Below are 23,367 nucleotides of genomic sequence, written 5' to 3'. Positions count from 1 at the left end.
TGACGAAGGACATTCGGTGCGGGATGAGCGGCATCCTGCACACGGCAAGCGGCATCCCCTTGCGTACCGATGGCGCCTCGGCGCTACAACAAGCCCAGCTGAGTCGCCTTTAGTGTGGCTGCCGCGCGCGTTGAACACTCCAGTTTCCGGAACACGCTTTCAATATGGGTGCGTACGGTGCTCGGGCTGATGGAAAGCTTCTGTGCTGCCTGTTTGTTGCTCGCGCCCAGGCTGATGCAGCGAAGAACTTCCCGCTCGCGTTCTGTAAGCAGGCCGGTCGACGGCATCGCCTGCAATCGGGCACCCGAGGAGCGTGGCTTGTCGAGAAGCGCGCGAACGATTTCGACATCGTAACGGCCCGCGGCGGCTTCGGCCTTCAGCATGTCGTTGGCAGCGTGCTCCGTATATGCCTCGCGCCAGGGGCGCGCCGCACGAAGCGAAGCCAGTGCCGCGGCCGCCGCCAGAATGCGGGCTTCGAAAGGAATGCTGACTTCTTTCACCTCGCGGAAGTAACCCGATCCATCCGGCCGCTCATACGCATACGACGCGACTTCGGCCTCACCGGCCAGCGAGCCAATCTGTCGCGCGGCGCGGCCAGTCCAGTACGGCACCAGTCGTACCCGCTCCCAGGCCGACTCTGCGAGACGGCCCGGCGTATCCCAGACCATGTTGGGTACTGAGGCTCGCCCCATGCCATGAATCAGCGCGGCCCGATACACCCTCTTCTGTCCTGCTTCGTCCAGCCCCAGCTGACGCGCGGCACGACGCGCCAGTTGCGCTACGTCGCGCGAATACCCGGTCATCCAGGGAAGCTTCAAGTCAATGACGTGCGCCAGAATTTCCAGGGACGTCGTGCGTCCTGCGAGCGTCGCATCCAGCGAGCACGGGCCAGACAGCGTCGGGTCCTGATCGAGTGCGGATAGCCACTCTTGGGCGTGCGCCAGCAACACGTTCGCGAGGTCTCGCGGATACAGCACATCCGCCCGTTCGCCAATGAGCCTGCATGCCTGCTCCACGCCGTACAGACGGTTGAAGATCTCAAGATCCCCGGCAAGCGAGGCCATATAGACGGCCACGGGAACCTGGTTGCCGCGCAGGCCATCCGGCGCACCCGTGCCGTCATGGCTTTCAAACAGATGGTGCAGCGCGAACTGCGTTTCATCATCCAGTCCAAGCTGTGCCGCGATGTCGCCCGACACTTCGCAATGGATGCGCGACAGCGAGAGAAACGCCGATCCCTTGTTGCGTGTGCCGGACCGAAAGCCGCTGTTGGGGGACTGGATGGCAAGCAGCGCTTTCCGGCCACTCACGTCGTCGCCAAACAACTGGGCGAACTCCGGCGCATTGGCCGTACAGCCCGACCATCGCAGCAAAGCGACCACCGTGGCGCGCGTGCACGTTGCGTGGTCCGCGCCGGCCTCACGGGCGAGTTGCCCGGCCATCCAGGCGGCCCGCGGCGAGTGATCGGTGGGCTGGCCCATGGCGAGGTCGCCAACGAAGGCCAGCGAGCGGATCACATCCAGGAGGGCGACGGCGGAGTCATCCATGGATTTCATGGCCTGTAGACAGGAAGGCGGGAAGTCTAGCGCCGCCGTCCCCGCGCGGGCCTCGGTCATTCAACCGATGGTGCGCGCGAGGGCCCGGCGGCAATCTGCACTCCAAGGCTGGTTCGCCAGCCCCTCCGACGAAAGACCGATCCGCAACCCTACCCGCCTTTGGAGAATCCCATGAAACTGAAGTCACTCGCGTTCGCCGCAGTTGCTGCCCTGTCCCTGGCCTCCACCGCTCATGCGGCCAAGCCCACCCAGACCTTGAAGCCCCTCAAGAATGTCGTGCTCGTCCACGGTGGTTTCGTCGACGGTTCGGGCTGGCAACGGGTCTACAACCTGCTCACAAAGGACGGCTATAACGTCAGCATCGTGCAAAACCCGACGACCTCGCTCGCCGACGATGTCGCCTTCACCAAGCGCGTCATCGCGCAGCAGGACGGTCCGGTAGTGCTGGTGGGCCACTCATACGGCGGTGCGGTGATCTCCGAGGCCGGTACCGATCCCAAGGTAGAGCGGCTCGTCTACATCGCCGCCTTCGCTCCTGAAGCCGGCGAGTCGGTGCAGACGCTGATTTCCAACCCGGCCCCGGGTGCACCGGTTCCCCCGGTTCTGCCGCCGAAGGATGGCTTCCTGGCCCTGGATAGCGGCAAGTTCGCCGCGTCGTTCGCGGGCGATCTCCCGTCCGAAGAGGCCGAATTCATGGCGGCGTCGCAGGTACCGTGGGGTGTCGAGGCGGCTGGAGGCAAGATCACCGTTCCTGCCTGGAAGTCGAAGCCGAGCTGGTACCTCGTCGCCACCAACGATCACATGATCCCGCCGCCCGCCCAGCACATGATGGCCAAACGCGCCGGTGCGACAGTGGCCGAGGCAGCAGGCAGCCATGCCATCTATGTATCCAAGCCCGAAGCGGTCGTTGCCATCATCGAGCAGGCAGCCCAGGGCAAGAAGTAATCCAGACTGGGACACCAGGTCGGTCGAGCGCCTCGCACACGCGGGGCGCTCTTCCATATTTGAAGTCCGCCGCACGGAAAGGAAGGGCGTGCCAACAAGCCAGCTCAACTTTCCGGAATAGTTGCGGTGGCGAATGGCGCGAGCACCGTCCAACCAAGGTTCGCATAGAGGTTGCGGCCATCTTCCGTCGCCACCAGGAGCTGAGGATTAGCGAGGGATTTTCTTGCACTGCCAAGAGCGGCCATCACTGCGACGCCCAATCCCTTCCGCCGGTGATCCGGTGCAGTCTCGATGCGATCGTAAATGAAGGCATCCGCGATTTCGGCTGCGCACCCGCTTGCAGCCAGGCCGCCATCAGGCGCGATGACGCAAGCTCGGGTGACAGGTCCGGCTTGATGAAGCTCCAACCTGTAACCATGCGGCAGTGGCTTTGTATCGAGGGCCGTCGCTGTCGCCAGCATAAAATAGTTGGCCGGCTGAACCTCCCAGCGAACTGGCACTGCATTTCGCAGCTCTTTGTTGGAGCCGCACAGTTTCAAGTAATGCCGCGGAGCCTCGATGTCATGTGCAACGGCGCGAACGCCATCACATAGCTCTGGAAATACCCAGCGCTTCACTTCTTTTTCCGAATGGGTATCTACTCGGAAGCCTCCGCGATCATGAACAGGTGGCGGGGAGCCCCGGGCGATGGAGTGTGCCGCTTGCCAGGCGAAAATGAGCGCTGGATCGACGTGGGGACTAGTCATAGCTGATGTATGTGGTGGTCTGGTGGGGCGTTCTGCGGCGACAACATCTTCGTGGCCGTTGACTACAGCATTGCCCTGTCTCAGGAGCTAAGACCGCAGCTATGACGCAGGACGAAAGGAAGGTCTGCAAAGTGGATTTAAAGCATCCACTCACTCGACAAGGTTCTTTCCCTGGATGAGTCGTTTGGCCAGGCGAGGTTGATGGAGCTGCTCGACCCACCACTTCAACGCGCGCCCCGCCTGGTCGCCACGCCAGGCAAGATAGAGGGTATTGGGCTCGCGCGGATCAGCCACTCGTCGTTCCACGAGCTCGCCACTCTTGAGCATCGCGCCGATCCGCTGCCGTGGCAGCCAACCCACGCCAAGCCCGTCGCGTTGGGTCAAGGCCTTTGCGCGCATGCTTGGCACCGCAAGTGTGGCTTGTCCGCCAAGAACGCCATAGACCCTGCCCTCGCTCCGTCGCGAGGTGTCCGCAACGACCACGGCGCGATGGGCGGCGATCATATCCCTCGTCAGCGGCTCGCTCGACTTGGCCAGCGGGTGCCGGGGCGAGATGGCAAACACCCAGTCAATCACCCCCAGCTCATGCCAGCGCAGATTCGGCATGACGGGCGGCTCGTTGGTGGCGCCGATAACCAGGTCGGCGCGCCCTTCACGCAGTGCTTCCCATGTGCCACCTAGCACTTCGTGCGTGATACGCAACGCGACCCCGGATTGCTGCGCATCGAATGCACGGATGACGGGCATCAGCAACTCGAACTCCAAAAGCTCGTCCGTCACGATCAATAGCCGATCTTCCCAGCCACCGGCCACCTGCTTCACGCGCTGGGTCAGGCGGGCAACATCAAAGCTGAGGCGGGCAGCCTCCTGCGCCAACAGCTGACCGGCGGGTGTCAGCTGCAGGCGATAGCGGCGCCTATCGAACAGAAGAGCGTCGAAACGCGCCTCCAGCTGTCGCGCCGCATGCGAAACGGTTGATGGCGCCTTGCCCAGGCGAACGGCTGCGCGGGTAAGGCTTCCGCTATCGCGAATGGCTTCAAGCAGGGCCAATTCGTCTTCGGACAACATGTTCGATCCTTTCGAACGAGTACGGCGAAGAGATGGTACGGCAAGCATGGGCCAGGCGCGCAACATGACGCTCAACGCCCCACCCCCAACCCATCATTTGGAGAAACGTCATGAATCGCTTTGAAGGCAAAACCGTTCTGGTCACCGGCGGCAATAGCGGCATCGGCCTGGCCGCTGCCCAGGCTTACGCTGCGGAAGGTGCCCGCGTCATCATCACCGGCCGCGATCGGACCTCTCTCGAGCAGGCCGCCGCCACGCTGGGGCCAAAGGCAGTAGCCATTCGCAACGACGCCAGCACGGTTGCGGGCGCCAGGGAGTTGGCCGGCAGCCTGAGTGCGCAAGGTCTCCTGCTCGATGCCGTCTTTCTCAATGCAGGTAACGCCAAGTTCTCGCCGTTTCCGGATGTCGACGAGTCGTTCTGGGATGAGATATTCAACGTGAACGTGAAGGGCCTGTATTTCCAGGTCCAGGCGCTGCTGCCGCTGCTCAATAAAGGCGCGTCGCTGGTCATCAACGGCTCCATCAATGCGCATATCGGCATGCCGGGCTCGTCGGTCTACGCGGCCAGCAAGGCAGCGGTGATCTCCCTGGCCAAGACGCTTTCCGCCGAACTCTTGTCGCGCGGCGCGCGTGTCAATGTGGTTAGCCCCGGCCCCGTGGAAACGCCGCTGTACGGGAAGCTTGGTCTGGACGAGGCCTCCTTGAAGGCTACCGCCGCTCAGATCCAGGCCCAGGTACCGCTTGGCCGCTTTGGCCGGCCGGCCGAAATCGCATCGACGGTATTGCACCTGTCCGCGCCCGAATCGGCCTTCATCGTCGGCACGGAGATCATTGCCGACGGTGGTATGAGTCAGCTCTAAGGCCTGACGTAGACCGGCACGAAAATCACAGGCGGAGCATTCATCGGTTGATGGCGCACCCCTGATCACACATACCTAACCCTGTCTCCAGTGAACTAGCCTTCCTGACGAAGCGGCACTACGGCTTCGTCACGGCCAGGGGATCCCATTCATCACCGCGAGACACCTATCTCGGAGTCAAGCTCATGTTTCGTTTTCTGCTCGCTACAGCCTTGTCCATGGTGCTCAGCTTGCCCGCCATGGCGGACGTTCAACCCTTCCCTTCCTCATTTCGAACCCAGGAGATCCAGACGGACGGCGCAACGATCCATGTTCGCGTCGGTGGCCATGGCCCTGCCGTCGTCCTGCTGCATGGTTTTGGCGACACCGGCGATATGTGGGTGCCGCTCGCCGCCAACCTGGCTCGGGATCACACGGTCGTCGTGCCCGACCTGCGCGGCATGGGTCTCTCGTCGCATCCGGAGGGCGGCTACGACAAGAAAACCCAGGCGGGTGACGTACGCGCCGTATTGACCAAACTCGGCATCGATCACGCTGTCGTCGTAGGTCATGACATTGGCACGATGGTGGCCTATGCCTACGCCGCGCGGTACCCGGCCAAGACCGATCGCTTGATCGTGATGGATGCGCCTGTCCCTGGCATTCCGCCGTGGGATCAGATCGTGCGCCTGCCCGCGCTGTGGCACTTCGACTTTGGCGGGCCGGATATGGAGCGCCTCGTCGCAGGCCGTGAGCGCATCTATCTCGACCGGTTCTGGAACGAATTTGCGGGCGATCCCTCCAAGTTCGACGAAGCCTCGCGCCGTCACTACGCCGAAATCTACGCCCGGCCAGGCGCCATGCATTCCGCGTTCGCCCAATTCCGCGCTATTCGACAAGATGCGGAAGACAACAAGGCCTCCATGGCCACCAAGCTCACCATGCCTGTGCTTGCCATCGGCGGAGAAAAATCGTTTGGTGCGAACGAGGCCATCGTGATGCGCAACGCCGCCGATCACGTCACTGAACTCGTGGTTCCCCATGCAGGCCACTGGCTGATGGAAGAAGCGACGGATACGACCATCGCTGCTGTACGCGACTTTGCCGATGGCAAGCCGATCAAGTGATCCCTGGCGAGTCCTGATTGGCTCTTCGACGCTTTTGTCGCACGGTTGGGCCGCATCGGATGGGTGCGGCTCAACTTTAGCGAGCATCGGCCGATGCAGACAGCGCATCCCCTTCGCAAGGATTTCGCTTGAACATCAGCCCCAACACGGCTTCCCCGGCTGTGCCAGTGACAACCGGAAGTGCTGCCCCTGAATCGGCCAGCACCACCTCACCCAAGTCGACATCGGCAACCAAGTCGTCAGGCGTCAAGGGAGGGAACGTGGATTCCGCGGGCGCAACCGGTGGTGGCGCGAGCATCACGGTGCAGGTCCTGCGACAGCAGATCGAACGGTTGCAGAAACAGCTTGCACAGCAACAGCAGCAGCTGCGCGCCGCCATGTCGGGCGGCAAGGACAAGGATCCGGCTCATGCCGCCAGCATTGCGGCATTGCAGTCAGCGGTGGCCACCACCATGGGCCAGCTGGCCGCTACCGTCGCACGATTGGTTTCCGCCTTGATGGCCGAAAGCGGCGGCAGCAGCGGCAATCTCGTCAGTACGTCGGCCTGAATGCCGGCGACTGTTGCGCTTACGGCGTGTCATAGAAAAGCCGGTGGATGCATGGCGCCCACCGGCTTCTTGACTCAGCTTATGACGTGGTCACCCACGCGCTTCACGGAGTCCAGGTGGCCTTCAGGGTGACACCCGAGAAGGACGAGTAGCCACGCAACTGCACGTAGTACTTGCCTGTCTTGGGGGTGGCGAAGCTGCAGCTTTCGCTGTTGCCGGCCCTATAAGGGCGGCAGTCGTAGCTGCTCGTGGTCGGTGTGGAACCGAACTTTACGTACAGATCCGCATCGCCGCTGCCGCCCGAAATGGTAACCACCAGGTTACGGGCGCCCGCCGGAATGTCGGCGGTGTAGTTCAGCACCGCACCCGAAGCACCCGACAGGCCGGTCACCGCTACGCCATTCTGGAGCGCGGTGCCGCCACCGCCGCCGCCCGAGCAGCTGACCCCGACGCCGGTAAACGCCGCGGTCACGTCGGCCTTGGTGTAGCCCTTGTCGACCGCTGCTTTTTCCACGCCGCAAGCGCCGTCATTGAAGGTCGAGGACGCTGTCCAATACACGGCGTTGGCGCCTTCGAACACTTCGAACGCCTTCTTCGTATCCCAGCCGCTGGTCTTGGCCAGCAAGCAGAACGCCTTGTTGTACACGCCGCTGGAATAGTGCACGTCCAGCCCGTTGTAGTAGTTCGCCGCATTGTCGATCGAGGCGCCGTCCTGCGTCGGGTTGCACATGTAGCGAAGCGCGCCACTGCTGGACTTGAAGATCTCGGCGCCCACCAGGAAGTCGTTCTGGCCGTTGCGGTCGAAGAACTCCGCTGCCTCGCCTGCCATGTCCGAGAATGCCTCGTTCATGCCGCCGGATTGCCCGGAGTACGCCAGGTTGGAGTGCTGTTCGGTGAAGCCGTGGCTGATCTCGTGGCCGGTCACATCCAGCGACACCAGCGGATAGAACGTGCTCGCGCCGTCACCGAACGACATGGCGGTACCGTCCCAAAACGCATTCTCATAGCTGGTGCCGTAGTGCACCCGCATCAGCAGCACCTGGTTGAGCGGTGGCGCGCCGAACCAGGCCTGGTACATGTCGTGCACCACGCCGCCGAAATGGTGAGCGTCGTTGATCGGCGCATAGGCACCATTGACGTCGGCCTCATCGCTGTTCGAGCAGGTAAAGCTCCACAAGGTGCCCGAGCCGCTGGTGGCGTGATTCATGTTGTACGTCTTCACGTAGGTGTTCTGGAACGAGCAACTGGTACCTGACTGTGTGACGTTGAGATACGGGTAATCCGTACCGTAGTTGTACTTGCCGGTTTTGGCGTTGCCGCCTGGGCCGGTCGCATCGGCGTTGGTGAGGCCCTCCCACTGCTTGATGACTTGCCCGGTGTTGGCGTCGATGATGGCGGTGGGCCGCGAGGGGCTGGGGCTGTCGACGACATAGGAGGTGAGATAGACCAACCGTGCGCGGCCGCTCTCATCGGGATAGACGTACAGGTCGGCGCGCTCGTTGCGCGGCGCCTGCGCCGTCGTCGGCAGGAAGCCCTTGGTGGCACGCAGCGAGGAAAGCGCCTGCGCCGTGCTCAAGCGCGGCGTCACCGAGCTCAGGTCGACTTGCGCATTCTGCAGCAGGTTGCCGTCCGCACTCAGCGAGTTGCCGCTGGCATCCTGCTCGACCGCGATGCTGTGTCCATAGACCGGCACGCCCTTGTAGTACTGCTGCATGCGCACCACTTGCGTGCCACGCACCGTCTTGGTCGCCTGGCGTGCGACGAAACTGTTGTCAGCGCTGAGCCCCAGTCTGGCGGCGAGCTGATTGCTCGGCGTCACCCCCAGACTCTGTGCGCGTAGTTTCTGTACATCAGCCGCGTGCGCGGCCGTGACGCCGATCAGCCCCACAAGGGCCAGCCAGACACGTGCATGCTTATACCCAATCTTTGCGCTATTCATTTGCGGTGTTCTCCAATGGGTGATGAGAAACCACCGGGCAGCACAAACACTCCCCTAATACAGAGACATGAGCCTGCAGTACGAATTAAGTAGGCAAGCCGTCCCCATCCTGCCCCAATAAACTGGCAAGAACCTACGCCGCCCCGGCGATGCAGTTTTATGCGCGATCGAAACAACTTGAGAACGCCGACAGGAAGCCCCTTCCCAACGGCCGAGCGACGCTAACATGGGGTACGGTCAAGAAAACGTGACAACCTGCGGTTTACGCAAAGAAGTGCGAACTGCGTCATCTAACGAACCGCAAAAACGAGCGATTAAAACGCCTTCAAAATAGACGGAAATTAGAAAGCGGGCGCGAAGCGGGGCGAATCAGATAACCGAGCTTCCCTTATCTTCATAATCGCCGATTACGTTCCGCAGCCTTTGCTCCAACTGGCCAATGGAAGCATCGGTTTCCCCGATGCCATCGGCTTCGACGCGCCGCTCCATCGCAGCGCATGCCTGTGCCGCGTCGCGTTCGCCAAGCATGAAGAGCACGCCTTTCAAGGAATGGAGTCGCTCCATCACCGTGGCTTCGTCGTGTCGCTGCCACGCATCGAGCATGGTCTGCAGATCCTGCGTACCCGACTCGACGAAGGCTCGCCGCACTTTTTCCGATGGCTTGCGTGCTGGCAACGACGGCGGATTGGCTTGTTCGATGGTTGCGACATGGCGCTTCATCGCGACATCCAGTTTCTCCAGCGAAATCGGCTTGAGCAGCATGGCGGTGATGCCAGCTTCCTTGCAGCGCTGTTTCTCGCTGGCCAGCGCCATGGCGGTAATCGCGATGATCGGCAACGTCTCGCCGCGTTCGCGCAAGGCGCGCGTCAACTCGTAGCCATTCATGCGCGGCATATTGATGTCGGTCAGCACGGCTACGTACACATCGGAACGCCACAGGCGTAAGGCCGCCTCGCCGTCTTCGGCCGTGTCCACACCAAAGCCCAGTGCCTCGAGTTGTTCGAGGATCAGCTCGCGATTGACAGGATTGTCATCGACCAGCAGCACCCTGCCCTTGGCATGGCTGTTCACCGGGATCGCCGTTGGTGCCAGGGCATCGGGCTCGGCTGCTTCGCCACGCAAGATGGCGCGTTGCAGAGCTTCACTGGAATAACAAGAGATATGCAGCGCGCCGTCCTGCCAAAGCGGCGCGAGCGGACCGTCGGCGTGCGCGCGAATCACCCGCTTCACGCCATCGATCAGTGCCGCTTCGTCGCTGTCGCTCCATGCCGGTTGCGCACCGAAGATCAACAAGGCATCGGCTTGGCGTACCGATGCGGCATCGAAATCGGAAGGCTGCCCCGCTACCGTTGCTTCCGCGCCCCAGGAGCCCAGCAGCGCGCCGATTTCAGTCCGCCATTCCGAGGCACCTGAGAGCAAGGCAATGCGCTTGCCGGCAAGCAGCGTTCGATCATCAGTCTCCTGCGCCGTCTCTACCGGCACTTCCAGCGTGAAGACGCTACCCACTCCCGCGGTGCTCTGCACATGGATCGCTCCGCCGAGCAATTGCGCCAACTGCTGGCACAGGGCGAGACCCAGGCCGCTGCCGCCGAAGCGCCGGGAGATGCTGGCATCGGCCTGCGAGAACGGCTCGAACAACTGCGCCAACTGGGCTTCCGACATGCCGATGCCGGAGTCCACCACATCGAATCGCAGTTGCGGCTTGCCGTCATGCGGTTCGGCAAGCGATACGCGCAGGCTGATCCGCCCCGACTCCGTGAACTTCACCGCATTGCTGATCAGGTTGTTGAGGATCTGCCGGATGCGGTGCATGTCGGCGACGTAGCTGGACGAGAGCGCAGGATCGATAGCGAAGTAAAGTTTCAGACCCTTGCGTTGCGCACCCGGCGCGTACAACAGCGCCGCCTGCTCCACCAAGGTCCGCAGCCGGAACGGCACGGGATCGATATCTAGCTGCCCTGCTTCGATGCGAGAGAAATCCAGGACGTCGCTGATGATGCCCAGCAGCGTGTCGGCGGAAAGCCGGATGCGATCCAGCCGTTCGCGCTGCGCCGCATCGAGCGACGAACGTGTCAGCAGTTCCAGGTGCCCCAGGATGCCGTTGAGTGGCGTACGGATTTCGTGACTCATGGTGGCGACGAAGGTCGACTTCGCATGGCTCGCCGCTTCGGCGGCGAGTTTCGCCTGCTCCGAATCGATGCGCGCCTGCCGCAGGCGTTCCTCCAGTTCCGCCCGCGCCGTGATGTCACGCAATGCGCACAGCCACACGGGCCGGTCGCGATACTGGGTTGGCGCGGCCGCCACCAGCAGGCTGAGCGGATCGCCGCTTTGCCGTTGCAGGTCCAGCTGAAATTCCATGGCACCCGAGGTACGGGTAGCGTGCGTCATGTTTCGCGTTTGTCTGGCGAGTTGCGTATACAGCGATACGGTGGCGCCGACCTGCTCGGCAAATTGGCGCATCACGTCGTTCTGCAGGATCGGATCCGCACGCTGCGAATCCAGCAGACACAAGCCGACTGGCGAAGTTTCGATAATGACCCGGCTCAGCGCCTCGCTCTCATAAACGCGCGACGCATCGGCCAGCGCCGGTGCCAGCACACGGCGGTCCATGCGCAGCAGCAGCGCCCATAAGCCCGCCAGGATCAAGGCGGCCGCCGCGGCAATGAGCGCAAAGTGTTGCCATAGGTCGCCCAGCATCTGTCGCCAGGTATAGCTATGGACCACGGCCCAATCGATGCCTTTGATCTGGTCCGCTATGACATAGGTGCCGCCGACGCGACGAGCTATCTGGCCTGCTGGCCAGAACGACCAGAGTCCGGCCGAGCGAAGCAGTGCCTGCGTCTGCGCAGGCGTCGTTGCCGGGTCGCCGCTGTTGAGCACGATGTCGCCGGCATGGGTTACTACCGTAAAGACGGCTGGCGACATTGACTGCAGACTCTCCTTGATCCGGTCCGTCGACTCGAAAGCGACGCGGCGCAAATAGATTTTGCCATTCACCGCCAGCGTCATCGTGCTCGCCAGTGAAGGGTCGCCCGTGATCGGATCATGCGCAAAGTAGAACGTCACTTCGCCACCGCGTGCGAGCACGGCGGCGTTCGGGCTGGTCGCAGCAGGCTGCCGCACGGTCAGGCGCGCGAATGCCTGCTCGCGTGTGGGAGCCTTCAAGGCCTCGAGCAGCTGTGCCTCGTCGCGTACACCGGTGATGGCAAACAGCGAGCCGCCCGGCTCATAGGCAAATACCGTGAGTGGCTTGGCCGATTCAACCGCGGCGATCGTCGATGAAATCAGGGACGAGTACTCGTAGAACACGCCCATATAAGCCGCCAGACGCGATGCCGGCATGGCGGCGGTGCCGTGCCCAAGCACCAGGAACGGCACGGATGCATCGTTGGCCCGTACCGTGATCCGCTCTCCCTCGGCCGCGAACTGCCGGGCCAGTGGCTCGCCGTTCTGCAGCAACAGCGACTGCCGCGTCAGCCATAAGGCATTGTTGGCATACAGGCTGGCGGTATAGCCGTAGTTCCGCCGCACCAGGAAGGTATCGAGGGCGGCCCGACCATCCTGAAAGAGTTGGCGCTGAGCTGCGTGGTAGTCCGAGACACCCAGCCAGCAGCTGCCGATGGCTGTCAGCACAATCAGCAAGGTCAACAGGCCGCCGCCGCCGAACAGCAGGCGCCGCTGATGCCGGCGCAACGAAGCGAGTTCGCTGTGATCGCCCGGAGCAGGAGGGGCATGGGGTAACGGCCGCGGGTGGTCGGGGTGGCTCATCGATATCCCGGATCATGCCGATGGAGGGCCCGCGCGGAGCCTTTGGTCCAGGCAATCTAGCCGATTTTTGGTGGCCAGTTAACTGGCGTGCGGCCTCATGTAGGAGCCCACCCTGTGGGCGAACGCCCTGCACCAGCAGGGCCGCTGTTCAAAAGGCGCGACCCTCGCGGGTCGTTTCGCGCACAGGGTGCGCTCCTACGGGATGGCGTAGGGCAAAAGCGATGCGCGAAGCTGGTCCAGCGATAAAGGTTTGAGCAGTAGCTCGGTGATACCCGCCCGCTCGCAGCGCATCCGCTCCTCTTGTTCCGTGCTGGCAGTAAAGGCGAGTACGGGCAACGTCACGCCAAGGTGACGCAAGGAGCGGGTGAAGTCGTAGCCATTCATCACGGGCATATTCACGTCGGTCATCACGATGTCGTACTTCCCCGCATCCCAGCGCGCCAGGGCAGCCTTGCCGTGCTCGGCGGTTTCCACCGCATAGCCGAGCAACTCGAGCTGTTGCTGCGCGAGTTCGCGGTTCACGGGGTTATCGTCGACAAGCAGGATGCGGCAGCGTTCGCTGTCGGCCTGTGCTTCCTCCGCTGCCGGTTCACTCATGTCATCGGCGCAGTCCTGTAGCAGTGCTCGCAGCAACGCATCACTGGCGTAGCAGGAAATGATCGCGGCATCCTCATGCCACTCGGGCAGCAGTGGGCCGTCGCTGCGTGCGCGAATCACATGTCTCGCTTCCAGTGCCGCTTCTTCGGCGTCAGTCCAGGCGCCCCATGGCAGGCCATAGATCACCAGCGCCGAAGCCGAGGCCAGAAAGTCACTGTCCAGTTCGTCCGGATGCGCAGCGGTCGCCACCTGTGCTCCCCAGGCTGCGAGCCGGTCGCCGATCTCGCCACGCCATTCCGGCACGCTCGACAGCAGTGCAACCTGCATGCCTTCCAGCGGCCTCTCCTTCGGTCGGACTGCGCTGTCCACCTGTAGAGGCAGCTCAAGGGCGAACACGCTGCCTACGCCCGGCGTACTGCGCACGGTGATCGCACCGCCCATCAGCTCACTCAATTGACGACACAAGGCCAGGCCCAATCCGGTGCCGCCGAAGCGGCGGCCGATACTGACGTCGGCCTGCACGAATGGCTCGAACAAACGCACCTGCTGGGCTTCGGTCAGGCCGATGCCGGAATCGATCACCTCAAAACGCACGCGCTGTGTTGTGCCATCCAGGTCAGACACCGGCGATGCGCGCAGCACCACTTTGCCCGACGCCGTGAACTTGATCGCATTGCTGACCAGATTGCGCAGCACTTGCTCGATACGCGCCACACCGCCGCGGTAGCCGGACCGCAACGCCGGGTCGATCCGATAGAGCAGCCGCACGCCCTTGGCCTGGGCCATGGGCGCGTACAACAGCGCCACTTGTTCGATCATGGCGCGCGGATCGAACGGCAGCTCTTCAATATCCAGCTGCCCCGCTTCGATCTTGGAAACATCCAGCACATCGCTGATCACCGCCAGCAACGAATCGGCGGAGTGCCGGATGCGACTCAGGCGCTCGGTCTGCTGGGCACTCATTGCCGTCCTGCCAAGCAGTTCCATATGACCGAGGATGCCGTTGAGCGGTGTGCGAATTTCGTGACTCATGGTCGCCACAAAGGCGGACTTGGCACGGCTGGCGTTTTCCGCGTCCTGGCGGGCCTGGCGGAGCGATGCCTCCATTTCGACACGCGCCGTGAGATCACGCAGGGCGCACAAGAGTACCGCGCGATGCTGATACGTCGCGGGCACCACCGCCGTCAACAAATGGCGTTTCTCATAGACGCCGGTCTCATCGAGCGTCAACTTGAACTCACGCCCCTCCGGCCGCCCCGTGGGCGATTGCGTAGCCTTCGCAAAACCCTCTACCAGCTGGCGATACAGCGTGCGATGGCCGTGGTGTACGCCGGCCGCGTATTCGCGCACCAGGTCGTTCTGCAGAATGGGCGCGCCATCGTCGGCCGCGATCAGGCACAGGCCCACCGGCGAGGTCTCGATGATCGCCCGGCTCAGATCTTCGCTTTCGTAAACGCGGGAGGCACGCGTAAGCGCAGGCGTGAAGACCCCGCGATCCAGGTGGATCAGCAGGCCCCATAGTCCCAGCAGCACCAGCACGGCCAGTGCTGCGTCGATCCCGACGGCGCTGCCGTGCTGAGCCACGAAATCGTGCCAGGTATAGGCATAGACCAATGACCAGTCCGTACCCTTGACCCGGTCGGCGATGAAGAACCGGCCGCCGTGTCGATGCGCCGTCACGCCGCTACGCCAGGCGGACCAGCCATTGGCCCGGCGGAACTCCTTCACAAGTCCGGAGGCTGCCTCGGCGGATGGTGTGCTCAGCACGACCTCGCCCTGATGGGTGATCAACGCAAAGTCGCCCGTGGCCACCTCACGGAGCCGATCCGCAAAGCGCTCCGCTGGCTCGAAGATCACCATCGCGCCTATGGGCTTTTCGCCATCCATCAGAGCAAACGAGCCCGTTATCGCAGGCGCACCGGTAACTGGATGTCTGCCGAGTGTGGTTTGTATTCTGGGCAGCTTCGTACTGTAGAACGACAGGAACGGATTGCCCTGGCGCAGTTTGCGCAGGGCTGCGGCATCATGCAGATCGACGCCGTGCTTCGCGAGATTCGCGAACATGGAAGCACGATCACGCTGCCCGGTGGCTTCACGCCAGCCGCCTTCGTCCAGCCCGCGGCCGAATGCAAAGAATGACCCGCTCGGATCGTAGAAGTAACCGATCGTCGAATCGGGCCGGCTCGATTCCATGATCGAGGTCTGCACAGTCACCGATAGCTCGGCGATCAACCCAAGGTAGCGATCCAGCGTAGCCCTTGGCATCGCCGATGCATGTTCGCCGAGCACCAGCCATGGCATGGCCTCCGGACCGCCGATCACAACCGCGTGCTCGCCGTTCGCAAGGAAATTGCGCTCGTGCGCGTCGCCGCCCGCCATCAGGCGTGCCCGTCGATGACGCCACGCGTACTCCATGGTGTTGAGCGTGCGCACGTAGCCCGCGTCGCGCTGAATGAACTGCGATTCGAGCGCCAGCCTCGCACTATTGAATTCATCCAACTGGTTGGTCTGATAGTCCGTCATGCGCTGCGCGATCACCCCGATAAGGGCAAGCACCACCACCAGGCTCAGCACCAGGCCGCCGCCATACAACATGCGCCGCTGGTGGCGACGCATGGCAGCCAGGTCGCCGTCGCCGGAGACATCGACGCGGTGCCCAGCAAGAGCGGCCTTGAGTTGGTGGAGTCGTCGGTTCATGGGTCTGATGAAGACGGCGCGATGTCTGGCGCGCAGGTCATGCCTCGTTCTGGTGGATAACGACGGCGCGTGGGCACCGCTCCTCCAGCCGTCCTGGCCCGACCATCGCCCGTTCGTTGCGATCACGCCCACATGTGCGCGGCACGAGGGCATGAACCCGCGCGCTCGGCATCCGTGGTGTATGGAATAAGGCTAGGGGGTGACCCGCCCTGCAGATATCTGACAGGTCCTAATTTCGCGGGGCGCCATTGGCCATTCAGCATCTTGGCGGCGCCACTCGCTTCGTTGAGGCGATGAAAAAAAGGGGGCTTCCCTGCCCTGTCCGAAACCACGTAGCGTGGTCCGGACCACCACTTCCTAGTTGTAATTCAGCGTAACCGTGCTGACGGCGGTGACCGTGCCGGCATTGAGCGCCTGCCCGCCAAGCCGCCAGTAGCCTGCCTGCAGCAGGAGCGAGGACTGGCCCGACACGATCGGTGTCGTGCGGGTGTTGTTTGTGCCGTCGGCGCCAATCGTCTGGCCGTCCATCGATGCGAGCTCGACCGCTACGCCGGTGGCGTCGCCTGTGCTCTGAAAACGAAGCGCGTCGACCGTGTCCGGCGTGCCGGAGAAAATGAAGGTCGCATTGCTCAGCACCGGCGTGCAGTTATGCAGCGTCAACCGGAACGCCTTGAATCCAGCGCCGCCGTTCGCAGGCAATGCATTGGCATTGATCGGGTCCAGCCGGATGGTCCGGTTGTCGTCGCCCACCGCCCAGTCGCAAGTACCTAGCGTGATCTGACCGGTCATGTCGAACTGGGCCGATTGCGCCCACGCGCCACCGCTGGCGGCGGAGAACGCCAAAGCCACAAGCAGAGGTAGGTGCAGGCGTTTCATCGGCTGGCCGCCTCAGTTGTAAGTGAACTGGATGGTGACCGGCGAACGCACCGTGCCGGCGGCCACCGTCGGCGCCGATTGCTTGAAGCGCCCCTGCAACATATAACTCGCCGCTCCGGGGACGGTCGTGAAGTTGACGGTGGTGCCGGCAGGAACGATCGGCGTACCGCTGATCTTCTGCTGCAGCTCGACGCCAATACCCGATACGCCCCGGAAGAGTGCCGCGTCGGCGGCGTCGGCGGTGCCGGTTACGCGCATGTGAACCACTGTCACCAGAGGGTCGCAGCGCGTGGAGCGGATCGGTACGTCCACCCAGCCGGTGGTCGTGCTGCCGGTAAAGGTCGTTGCGCTGTACGTACCGAGATCGACGTCATTGGCGGTGAACACGCACACGCCGGGAGTGATTGTTCCAGTCACATTGAAGGTCACCGATTGCGCCTGCACGGAGGCGGCGCAGGCGAGCAAGCCGACAGCAAGAACAGATGGGAGAATGGCAGTCTTCATGGCAGAACTCAGTTGTAGGTGAATTGGATGGTGATGGGTGTGCTGACGGTGCCGGCCGTTACGCTGGGTCGCGTCTGTGCGAAGCGTGCATACAGGTTGTAGGTCATGCCCCAGGTAGCGAACGGCCAGTCGAACGTGGTGACGTTGGGTGTCACGCGTTGCGAACTACCGTTCATCAGCTCGATGCCCACTCCCGTCACGTTGCCCGTTACGCTCCGCGCGGCGAAGTAGGAAGTGACCGTGGCATCCGCCGTACCAGTGAACCGCATATGCACCGTCGTGATATCCGGCGTGCAGCTGGATGCCCGAACCACGATGTTCCTCGATGGCGTAGTCGTGCTTCCGGTAAAGGTCGTGGCCGAATAGCTGCCCAGGTCGACATCCGCGATGGAAAAGGCGCAGGTGCTTGCCAGGAATCGGCCCGTGAAGCGCACCGTCAGATCCGCGGCGGCCGCATTGGCCGACAGCAAGGCAAGCGCGCCGCCCAGGGCCAGCCACTTCAATGGGAATCGGATCGTCATCGCCTGGACTCCCATCAGTTGTAGATCAGCGTGATGGTGGCGGCGCCATTCGCCTGTCCCGGCGTTGGTGTAGCTCCCGTCTGGTAATAGCGCGCTCTGAGCTGAATGGTGTAGTTCGAGCCATTCGTCTGGTTGAGCGCCAGACCCGAGTTGGTCACCGTGCCATAGCTCACCGGCGTGCTACTGGCATTGGCGATCTGGATGCCGATGCCCGTTGCGGTCGGATTGACGCCGTCCGGCTGCAAGGCCATCACGCCTTGCGACGGATTGACGATCGATGTAACCGGATCGACGCGATAGGAAATCTGATTGTTTGTGGAGGATTGGGTTACGCCACTGTCGTTGGTCAGTGCGCGACGGAAAACACCAAAGAACGCCGGGCAGTTATTCAAGGCAATAGGCACATTGACCCACGTGTTGGTCGTCGTGCCGACACCCTTCAGCTCGGTCATGTAGTGCGAGCCGAGGTCCACAGGCACATCAGGAGTCGTGCAAGTGCGCGAGACGATATTGATCGAACCCGTGAAACTGCCCAATAACATGCGCAGCGTGTTGTCCCCGAGGTGGGTGTATTCCCACGTGGGCAGGTCCGTACCTCGGATGGTGCCGGCGCCAACCGGTCCAATCTTGATCAGGCTGATGTCCCAGGCCGTGGCCGCTGTAAATACGGTTTGTACCGTATAGGTGTACGGACCGATGACGGATGGCAAGGCGGTGCCGGCGTTCCAAACTACGGCGCCGATACCGGGCACCGAGGTCTGGTAAACGCGATTGCCGTACGACGGATGCACATAGCTGGAAAGCGGATACGGATTCGTCACATAACGGCGCGTTCGCGTATAGGTCCCGGGCGTGCAGGTGATATTCACGGGACGGTTCGTGTTGAAAGTCGCTCTATACACCTCGGTGCCAATCGGCACGTCACGGCCCACGGTAATACTTCCCGCAAGAGACGCCACAGCATTCAGGGCCACTGGAGTCTCCGTGGTATAGGCACACGTCCCTGCATAAGCCGGAGCGGTAACTAGCCCAAGTAGAACCAGCACGGTCGCTAGCGCACGGCGAGTCCAATGCGCTGAGCTGGGAACGCCTGGCTGAGCCAGGTTGTTCATGGCATGTGTTTGTATGTTCATCCTGTGGCCCTCGCGGACATGCCGGAAGCATCGCGATAGCGATCGGCGTGATGGATGGTGGCGGGCGCGAAACGACCTCCATGCATGGACGGTGTGCCGTAGACGCCGGGATAACGCTGCATGGCATCGAGCATGGCCACGGGTTTGCCCGGCACCTCGGACTTCTGCGCCGCCGCCGGACTCACGGTTTCACACGCGGCGTGAATCGTCTCCAGGTCGGCCTGTCGCCCCTTGGCGGCCGGCGGCACCGACACATGGATGCGGCAGGCATTCGCGGCGTCCTCGCCCCACTTCACGGTCAAGGTGCCGGAGGCCTGCATGTCGCGGATAAACAGCCGGCTGGCCTGGCCGGCCACGCCCACGCTGTCGCCCTTCTCGTCGAACACGTCGGCACCGAACGGCACCGGTCGACCATCCGGCAAGGTGGTTTCGATCATCAGCGCGCGGCCGCTGCTGGTTTCGTAGCTCAACAGAACCACCGAGCCGGCACGCGGCGCGACGTTGACCGTGGTCGCCTTGATATCCACGCCAGCATCGGTGCCCTTGGGATCGAGCGTGATGGTGTTGAGCTGATACGGCAGCAGGTTCGGTACGACGGCGTAGCCGCGCGAATCCACGGCTGAGCCCTGCCCGTTCGACACGGCGGCACCGGCCGCGCCGGGCGCATGGACCAGACCGATGGTGTCGCCGGTGGGCGGCGACAAAGTGACGCCGCCGCCGTGAACGATCACGCTGCCCGACGCGCTGGCACTCACCTGCTGATAGCCATTGCCGCGGCTGTATCCGCTCGACAGCTGCGCAAGCGGGCTGTTGTACTGGCCGTTCAAATTGAGCGTATTGCCGCTGTCGGCGTGGCCAATAGTGGCGCCGTAGCCGATACGGTTGTCCGCGCCGTAGGTACCACTCACCGTGGCCTGGCTGCTGGTGCCACCTTCCTTGGCGTGATTGACCAGAGCCGTCAGCTGCGGCGCGCGATCGCTGCGGCCCAGCGGCATGCTGACGGTAAAGAACAGGCGCGTATCGCGGCGACCGGGCAAGTTGATCGTATCGAAGCCATCCAATGCACCCGGGATGCGGTCGATCGCACCGATGCCGGGCACGCTCCGCTGGCTCGCACTCTCGCGGGTCCGCTGCGCCGAAAAGCTGTAGTTGATCGACTTCCACTGATTGCTATAGCCGGCCGAGAAATCGACCTGCTTGCCGGCGCCCTGCCAAAAATCGCGCATCGAGCCCATCACGAACAGCTGGCCGTAGCCGCTACCCAGGGTCTGGTTGATGTTGACGTCCATGCGGTTGCGCTGACGCGGCACCGCGCCATCGCCATAGCCACGCGCCGCCGCGTCACGCAGACTCACCGCATCGGCGAGGCTCACGTAGCCGCTGGTCGAATAGCGATACGCAGCCACCGCGAAGTTGGTGCCCGTATCGATAAAGTTCTTGTTGTAGCCCAGGCGCAGGCTGAGGCCCTGCGTCGCCGACTGGCCCGGCACCTGGTTGCGCGCCTGCGTCATATCGGCGGAAAACGCACCGATCCCGGTATTGAATGCCGCGCCGGCCAGTACCGAGCGATAACCCGTGCCCCAGGTCGCACCGGCATAACCGGTCAGGCTGTTGCTCAGGCCGCGCTGGAAGGTGCCCTGCACTACGTTGGGCGCATTGATCAGATTCAGCTGCGAGACCTTGCCCGCCGAAACGCTCCACCGGTTCTGGCCCGGGCGAAGCAGCTGGGCAACCGCAGAGAACGGCACCGCGAAGCGCTTGATGCGCCCGTCCGCTTCGGTCACTTCCACGTCCAGGTCACCGCCGTAGCCGGTGGGGTACAGGTCGTCGATGGCGAACGGACCCGGCGCGACGTTGGCGTCGTACACGATGTAACCGTTCTGGCGAATGATGACGTGCGCATTGGTCTCCGCCACACCGCGCACCACCGGCGCATAGCCGCGCATCGATTGCGGCAGCATGCGATCGTCGCTGTACACGCGCGCGCCGCGCAGGCGCACGCTGTCGAACAGCTCGCCAGTAGTGAAGGTATCGCCCGCCACCAGCTGCGCGCGCCACGACGGAATGTCGTGTTGCAGATACGAGGCGCTGTTCTGGTAGTGCTTGCCGGTGCCCGACGTCCAGCTCAGGGAGCCCATATGCACGGCATGCCATGAGCCTAAGTTCATCGAGGCGTTGAGGCTGAGGTAACCGCTGGTCCGGCCGTCGCCGCTGCCACTGGTGCGATACAGGTTGCCGGTATAGCCCAGCACGCCCGCATTGATGCCGGCATCCCATTGCGAGGGATCGACATAACCGCGGGCCGCACGGTTGCTGTAGATCTGCGGCACGAAGATGGACAGCTCTTGCGAGCCGCTGTCGAACTCCGACGTGGCACCCGGCACGTAATCGCCGATCGGCCCGCAGAACTGCCCCGTCGGCACCGCCTTGAGCGGTGGGTGTTCGGTGTTGGCGGCAACCTTCTTCCAGTCCACGCCGAAACGGCTCAGCGCAGCAGCGTCGAAACAGAGCTGCGCATTGTCAGTACCCGGCTCAGCCGCGAACACGATATCCGTGCGCGCCTGCCAGACTTTGTTGACGATGACGTCACCACGGTACGTGCCCGGCAGCACGACATTACCCTTCTCAAAGCGCGACAGATCGACCTTGGGCGCCGCGCCCGCCGGAAAGAATCCCGCGTCGAAGCTGATGGCGCCGGATGCCGGATCGGCCCCGGTCGCTGCGGCGGGATCCGCCGCACGCGCCTGCTGCGCCAGGGCACTCAGGAGCAAGGCAGGCAGCAACGCGAGGCGCCACGGCGCTCCGGTCTTGTCTGCTTTCGATCCTGGTGACATGGGAAGCATGCGGAACATCTCCGGCGCTTGCGCGCGTCAATGCGCTTCGCAGGCCGCGCAAGGCGCGGTGCGAAACAGGAAAACCGAACGGTGTATCGACGGGTTGCTGAGGCTTACGGGGCGAGCGGCTGCACCATGGTGTTGACCGCGCCGTAATCGGTGATGACGTCGAACTGCGCTTTCACGTCACCGCTCGGGCGGCTGGTGAGCTCTTTGAGCGGGAACGTGCAGGTACCGCCGGGCACCACCATGCCACCGCCCTTCTCCGTCACGCTGCGCTCGCCGATCTTCAGGCCGACATGCGCAAAGTTGACGTGATACGGCGTGGGGTTGGTGACCTGCAGTGCTACGCCTTTGCCGCCTTCGCCATTGACCAGTTTCCAGGTCAGCTTTTCCGGTGCGGCGTTGACTTCACCGGCGAGGCCCGGTGGACGGAAGAACAGTTTGATGCGGGTACGGAAAGCGAACTGCAGCAGGTTGCGGCCGTCGTCGGATGCCTTCGGCGGCACTTCCAGCACGTTCACCCAGAACAGCGTTTCCTTGTCTGTGGGCAACGCTTCCTTGGTGTACACCACACGCACGGCCTGGCCCTTACCCGGGTCCATGCGGAAAATCGGGGGCGACACCGTAAACGGCACCTTGGCCGCATCGGGAGTCGACTTCTCATCACCATCATCAAGCCACACCTGCACGAGTGCGGGCTTGCTGCCCTCGTTGTTGAGCTTGATCGTGACTTCCTTGTCCTGGGCGGGGTACACCACACGCGTGCCGCCGATCACCACGCTGGCTTCAGAGCGAGCGGCAAACATGCCGGCGCATACGAGCAGGCCAGCCATGGCATAGCGCATTACGTTAGTCATACATCACCTCAAGAGAGTTGGGCATCGGCGGACGTCTGAACGTCCGCCGATGCATCGCTTCAAGCGCCGCTACTTAGTTGTAGACGACCTTGTAGAGCACGTCGGTACGGACCAGACCCGGGGTCGCCGCGCCGTTCACAGCCAGGTACTGCGCGGTGTACGGGATGATCGCGGTGTTGTTCGCGTCGATCGTGAAAGGCACCGAGAAGCTCGGATCGGCCAGGTTGATCACCGTGCCAGCGGCGTCAGCCAGCTGGACCTGCACGTTGGTGGCTTCACCGGCCAGCACGTTGCGCAGCGCGCCCGTGGCCGCGTCGATCTGCGGGCTGGCGGTCTCGAACGACATGGCGCCGATCTTGCCGTCGGTGCAGGTGCCCTGGCCCGGGCCGCCGATCTGCACGTCGAAGCGCTTCGGGTTGGCGATGTCGCCGGCGGCAGCCAGCTGGCTGGCGTCAGCCGGGGTCAGGCCGACGACGAAGTCGCCCGTGCCGCCGTCGGAGCCCGAGCCGCCCTTGACGGTGCAGGTGACGTCGTTGACGGCGCCGGTGAAGGTGATGGTGCCGCTGTTGTTGGCCGCGACGGCCGAACCGGCGAAAGCGATGCCCATGATGACGGCGATCGCGGAGGCAAGCTTGATGTGCTTCATGGATGAAATCCTTGGGGACAGATGTTGTTGGTTGATCGCCGTGTCGGCGCTCGCCTTCACCACCGGACAGCGTGGTTAAGCAGGTAGGGAGAAGGCCCGCAGATCATCGAGAGAACGCCCGGGGCGAAACATGGGACCGGTCTTAATTGATCGATAAACATTG

At 63.1% G+C, this 23,367-nt stretch carries 17 protein-coding genes; 4 read left to right on the top strand and 13 right to left on the bottom strand.

Going from position 1 to position 23,367, the window contains the following annotated elements; all coding sequences use genetic code 11:
- Positions 1-83: 83 nt before the first annotated feature.
- The gene (locus ISS97_RS16720; protein ID WP_379983472.1) at positions 84-1,616 is read right to left on the bottom strand and encodes an HD domain-containing phosphohydrolase; all 1,533 of its coding nucleotides are present in this window, start codon (positions 1,614-1,616) and stop codon (positions 84-86) included.
- Positions 1,617-1,727: 111 nt separating this feature from the next.
- On the opposite strand from ISS97_RS16720, the gene ISS97_RS16715 reads away from it, so the two are divergent.
- Positions 1,728-2,501, top strand: a complete 774-nt coding sequence (locus ISS97_RS16715) for an alpha/beta fold hydrolase (RefSeq protein WP_379983473.1) — start codon at positions 1,728-1,730, stop codon at positions 2,499-2,501.
- 104 nt (positions 2,502-2,605) lie between these two features.
- Here the strand turns inward: ISS97_RS16715 and ISS97_RS16710 are convergent, their stop codons facing one another.
- Together ISS97_RS16710 and ISS97_RS16705 are read right to left on the bottom strand one after the other, a co-directional pair.
- Entirely contained in the window at positions 2,606-3,118 is a 513-nt protein-coding gene (locus tag ISS97_RS16710; protein WP_379983474.1) for a GNAT family N-acetyltransferase, read from the bottom strand.
- Between the two features lie 279 nt (positions 3,119-3,397).
- The gene (locus ISS97_RS16705) at positions 3,398-4,315 is read right to left on the bottom strand and encodes a LysR family transcriptional regulator (RefSeq protein WP_379983475.1); all 918 of its coding nucleotides are present in this window, start codon (positions 4,313-4,315) and stop codon (positions 3,398-3,400) included.
- 110 nt (positions 4,316-4,425) lie between these two features.
- Between ISS97_RS16705 and ISS97_RS16700 the strand changes: the two genes are divergently transcribed.
- From ISS97_RS16700 to ISS97_RS16690, 3 genes are all read left to right on the top strand, one after another.
- Entirely contained in the window at positions 4,426-5,175 is a 750-nt protein-coding gene (locus tag ISS97_RS16700; protein ID WP_379983476.1) for an SDR family oxidoreductase, read from the top strand.
- A 185-nt stretch (positions 5,176-5,360) separates the two neighbouring features.
- Positions 5,361-6,281, top strand: coding sequence for an alpha/beta fold hydrolase (locus tag ISS97_RS16695; protein WP_379983477.1), 921 nt, complete (start codon positions 5,361-5,363; stop codon positions 6,279-6,281).
- Between the two features lie 260 nt (positions 6,282-6,541).
- Positions 6,542-6,829, top strand: a complete 288-nt coding sequence (locus tag ISS97_RS16690; RefSeq protein ID WP_379983479.1) for a hypothetical protein — start codon at positions 6,542-6,544, stop codon at positions 6,827-6,829.
- Positions 6,830-6,932: 103 nt separating this feature from the next.
- Here ISS97_RS16690 and ISS97_RS16685 read toward each other — a convergent pair whose 3' ends face one another.
- From ISS97_RS16685 to ISS97_RS16640, 10 genes are all read right to left on the bottom strand, one after another.
- The gene (locus ISS97_RS16685; RefSeq protein ID WP_379983481.1) at positions 6,933-8,768 is read right to left on the bottom strand and encodes a M4 family metallopeptidase; all 1,836 of its coding nucleotides are present in this window, start codon (positions 8,766-8,768) and stop codon (positions 6,933-6,935) included.
- Between the two features lie 369 nt (positions 8,769-9,137).
- Entirely contained in the window at positions 9,138-12,536 is a 3,399-nt protein-coding gene (locus ISS97_RS16680; protein WP_379983482.1) for a hybrid sensor histidine kinase/response regulator, read from the bottom strand.
- 195 nt (positions 12,537-12,731) lie between these two features.
- Positions 12,732-15,830, bottom strand: a complete 3,099-nt coding sequence (locus tag ISS97_RS16675; protein WP_379983483.1) for a response regulator — start codon at positions 15,828-15,830, stop codon at positions 12,732-12,734.
- Positions 15,831-16,187: 357 nt separating this feature from the next.
- Complete coding sequence (locus tag ISS97_RS16670; RefSeq protein ID WP_379983484.1) at positions 16,188-16,706, bottom strand: fimbrial protein; 519 nt, start codon at positions 16,704-16,706, stop codon at positions 16,188-16,190.
- Between the two features lie 12 nt (positions 16,707-16,718).
- A complete protein-coding gene (locus tag ISS97_RS16665; RefSeq protein WP_379983485.1) occupies positions 16,719-17,210 on the bottom strand; it encodes a fimbrial protein in 492 nt (163 codons plus the stop codon).
- A gap of 8 nt (positions 17,211-17,218) precedes the next feature.
- Positions 17,219-17,731, bottom strand: a complete 513-nt coding sequence (locus ISS97_RS16660) for a fimbrial protein (protein WP_379983486.1) — start codon at positions 17,729-17,731, stop codon at positions 17,219-17,221.
- Between the two features lie 14 nt (positions 17,732-17,745).
- Positions 17,746-18,600, bottom strand: coding sequence for a fimbrial protein (locus ISS97_RS16655; RefSeq protein ID WP_379983487.1), 855 nt, complete (start codon positions 18,598-18,600; stop codon positions 17,746-17,748).
- 260 nt (positions 18,601-18,860) lie between these two features.
- The gene (locus ISS97_RS16650; protein ID WP_379983488.1) at positions 18,861-21,707 is read right to left on the bottom strand and encodes a fimbria/pilus outer membrane usher protein; all 2,847 of its coding nucleotides are present in this window, start codon (positions 21,705-21,707) and stop codon (positions 18,861-18,863) included.
- A 104-nt stretch (positions 21,708-21,811) separates the two neighbouring features.
- The gene (locus ISS97_RS16645; RefSeq protein ID WP_379983489.1) at positions 21,812-22,558 is read right to left on the bottom strand and encodes a fimbrial biogenesis chaperone; all 747 of its coding nucleotides are present in this window, start codon (positions 22,556-22,558) and stop codon (positions 21,812-21,814) included.
- A gap of 73 nt (positions 22,559-22,631) precedes the next feature.
- Positions 22,632-23,204, bottom strand: a complete 573-nt coding sequence (locus tag ISS97_RS16640; RefSeq protein ID WP_379983490.1) for a fimbrial protein — start codon at positions 23,202-23,204, stop codon at positions 22,632-22,634.
- Positions 23,205-23,367 lie beyond the last annotated feature (163 nt).

Origin of the sequence: Dyella koreensis (assembly GCF_044904565.1) — a bacterium.
Taxonomy (GTDB): Bacteria; Pseudomonadota; Gammaproteobacteria; order Xanthomonadales; family Rhodanobacteraceae; genus Dyella_D; species Dyella_D koreensis.
The sequence above is the reverse complement of the archived record's forward strand: the minus strand, read 5'-3'. Positions and strand labels throughout refer to the sequence as shown.

Coding starts and splice junctions, on each gene's coding strand:
- ISS97_RS16660 (WP_379983486.1), bottom strand. CDS start 17,731: ATGACGATCCGATTCCCATTGAAGTGGCTGGCCCTGGGCGGCGCGCTT.
- ISS97_RS16650 (WP_379983488.1), bottom strand. CDS start 21,707: ATGCTTCCCATGTCACCAGGATCGAAAGCAGACAAGACCGGAGCGCCG.
- ISS97_RS16680 (WP_379983482.1), bottom strand. CDS start 12,536: ATGAGCCACCCCGACCACCCGCGGCCGTTACCCCATGCCCCTCCTGCT.
- ISS97_RS16670 (WP_379983484.1), bottom strand. CDS start 16,706: ATGAAACGCCTGCACCTACCTCTGCTTGTGGCTTTGGCGTTCTCCGCC.
- ISS97_RS16640 (WP_379983490.1), bottom strand. CDS start 23,204: ATGAAGCACATCAAGCTTGCCTCCGCGATCGCCGTCATCATGGGCATC.
- ISS97_RS16675 (WP_379983483.1), bottom strand. CDS start 15,830: ATGAACCGACGACTCCACCAACTCAAGGCCGCTCTTGCTGGGCACCGC.
- ISS97_RS16700 (WP_379983476.1), top strand. CDS start 4,426: ATGAATCGCTTTGAAGGCAAAACCGTTCTGGTCACCGGCGGCAATAGC.
- ISS97_RS16665 (WP_379983485.1), bottom strand. CDS start 17,210: ATGAAGACTGCCATTCTCCCATCTGTTCTTGCTGTCGGCTTGCTCGCC.
- ISS97_RS16715 (WP_379983473.1), top strand. CDS start 1,728: ATGAAACTGAAGTCACTCGCGTTCGCCGCAGTTGCTGCCCTGTCCCTG.
- ISS97_RS16720 (WP_379983472.1), bottom strand. CDS start 1,616: ATGACCGAGGCCCGCGCGGGGACGGCGGCGCTAGACTTCCCGCCTTCC.
- ISS97_RS16695 (WP_379983477.1), top strand. CDS start 5,361: ATGTTTCGTTTTCTGCTCGCTACAGCCTTGTCCATGGTGCTCAGCTTG.
- ISS97_RS16645 (WP_379983489.1), bottom strand. CDS start 22,558: ATGACTAACGTAATGCGCTATGCCATGGCTGGCCTGCTCGTATGCGCC.
- ISS97_RS16705 (WP_379983475.1), bottom strand. CDS start 4,315: ATGTTGTCCGAAGACGAATTGGCCCTGCTTGAAGCCATTCGCGATAGC.
- ISS97_RS16685 (WP_379983481.1), bottom strand. CDS start 8,768: ATGAATAGCGCAAAGATTGGGTATAAGCATGCACGTGTCTGGCTGGCC.